The sequence below is a fragment of the Stutzerimonas stutzeri genome (assembly GCF_000935215.1).
In the GTDB taxonomy this organism is placed as follows: domain Bacteria; phylum Pseudomonadota; class Gammaproteobacteria; order Pseudomonadales; family Pseudomonadaceae; genus Stutzerimonas.
In genome coordinates this window covers 1-2,035 of the sequence record NZ_JXXD01000357.1, presented here as the reverse complement: position 1 = coordinate 2,035, position 2,035 = coordinate 1, and the positions used below count along the sequence as shown (strand labels likewise).

The 2,035-nt window shown below is 67.8% G+C and carries 2 protein-coding genes and 1 pseudogene; all 3 read left to right on the top strand.

The genetic code is table 11. The annotated features are described in order from the left end of the window. On the top strand, positions 1-662 hold a 662-nt coding region (gene trbF / locus LO50_RS23355; RefSeq protein WP_044316530.1), incomplete at its 5' end, for a conjugal transfer protein TrbF. Continuing rightward, positions 659-1,651: a P-type conjugative transfer protein TrbG gene (gene trbG / locus LO50_RS23350; RefSeq protein ID WP_044316529.1), complete on the top strand. Its 993-nt coding sequence runs from the start codon at positions 659-661 to the stop codon at positions 1,649-1,651. The genes trbF and trbG, both read left to right, overlap by 4 nt. 2 nt (positions 1,652-1,653) lie before the next feature. Further along, a pseudogene (locus tag LO50_RS23345) lies at positions 1,654-2,035 on the top strand (TrbI/VirB10 family protein); the annotation flags it as partial.

Below are 2,035 nucleotides of genomic sequence, written 5' to 3'. Positions count from 1 at the left end.
AGCCTGCCACCCCGTATCAAGCCGCCGCCCAGGTGTGGGACGAGCGTATCGGCTCGGCCCGCGTGCAGGCCAAGAACTGGCGGCTGATGGCCTTCGGCTGCCTGGTGCTCGCGCTACTGATGGCCGGTGGCCTGGTATGGCGCTCGGCGCAGTCCATCGTGACGCCTTACGTCATCGAGGTCGATCAGGCCGGACAGGTTCGCGCCGTGGGCGAGGCCGCCACGCCGTACCGGCCCGCCGATGCGCAGATCGCGCACCACCTGGCACGCTTCGTCAGCCTGGTGCGCTCGCTGTCCATCGACCCCATCGTCGTGCGGCAGAACTGGCTCGATGCCTACGACTACACCACCGACCGGGGCGCGGCCGTGCTCAACGACTACGCCCGCACCAATGATCCATTCGCTCGCATCGGCAAGGAATCGGTGACGGTGCAGATCACCAGCGTGGTGCGTGCCAGCGACACGTCTTTCAACGTGCGCTGGACGGAGCAACGGTTCGTCAATGGCGCACCCGCTGGCACCGAACGCTGGAACGCCGTGCTTTCCACCGTCCTGCAAACCCCGCGCACCGAACAGCGCCTGCGCAAGAACCCGCTGGGTATCTACGTCAACGGCCTGTCGTGGAGCCGCGAACTGGATTCTTCCGAAGGAGCCAAGCCATGAACCTGCCTTTCCGCTTTCACGCTTTGCCGTTGATCCTGCTGGCCCTCGCAGGCTGCGCCTCGCAGGGCAAGCCGCCGCCGACCATCTCACTCGATGAGCCAGTGCTGGCCCAGCCGCTGCCCGAACCGCCCGCGCCGGTTGAAGTCGTCGCCGTCCCCGAACCGCTGGCGTTGCCGGCGCAGTTGAAGCCGCTGCCGGAGGTCGATGCGGCCCCGGCTGCGCCGGAGCCAGCCGACGAGAAGGTACGTGTTTCCCGTGCCAACGCCGAGGCACGCATCGCACCCACACGCGAGGGCTACGTCAATGCGATCCAGGTGTGGCCTTTCACCGATGGCGCGCTTTATCAGGTCTATGCCTCGCCGGGGCGCGTGACCGTGGTTTCGCTCCAGCCGGGCGAGGAACTGGTGACGGTCGCCGCCGGCGATACCGTGCGCTGGATCGTGGGCGACACGTCCAGCGGCAGCAGCGACGCGCTGCGCGTCAATGTGCTGGTCAAGCCCATCCGCTCGGGCCTGAAAACCAATCTGGTCATCACCACCAGCCGGCGCACCTACCTGCTGGAGCTGACCTCAACGGAAAAGGCATGGATGGCCTCGGTATCCTGGGACTATCCACGCGACCGGATGCTGGCCTTGCAGCGCCAGTCGCAGGCGGCCAGCGCCGCCGCGCCAGTCGATACCGGCCTGGCGCTGGAGAAGATCCGCTTCCGTTACGCGGTATCGGGCAGCAACCCGCCGTGGAAGCCGCTACGTGCCTTCGATGACGGCGAGAAGGTCTATATCCAGTTTCCGGCGGGCATCGCCCAGGGCGAGCTGCCGCCGCTGTTCGTCATCGGTGTGCAGGGCGACGGGCAACTGGTGAACTATCGTTTCCGCTCGCCGTACTACATCGTGGATCGCCTGTTCGGCGCGGCCGAACTGCGGCTGGGCGGCGATGGCGGCGACGTGGTGCGGATCGAGCGCACCGATGGCGTGGCGCGGAGGAACTGACCATGAGCCAGGATGACACTCCCGACCTCGCCGCTCCGCCGGCGGGCAAGGTGGCGCCCGAGGCTGTGGCGTTGCGTGCCCAGCCGCGTCCGGTCACGCGCCTGAACCGGCGCACGCTGGCCATCCTCGCGGGCGGCCTGTCGGTCGCCGTGCTTGGGGCCACGATCTGGTCGCTGCAACCGCATCGGCGCGGTACGGGCGAGCAAACCGAGCTTTACAACGTCGATCGCGTCTCGAAGTCCGAAGGGCTGGATGCGCTACCGACGGACTACTCGAAGCTGCCGCCAGCCTTGCCGCACGATGTACCCGAGCTGGGGCCGCCGCTGCCGGGCGACCTCGGCCCGGTCATCGTGAAGTCGCAGCAGCCGGTGACAGCCGCCTACG

What these genes read in the sequence shown, in the direction of transcription:
- trbG (WP_044316529.1), top strand. Translation starts at nt 659, where the DNA reads ATGAACCTGCCTTTCCGCTTTCACGCTTTGCCGTTGATCCTGCTGGCC.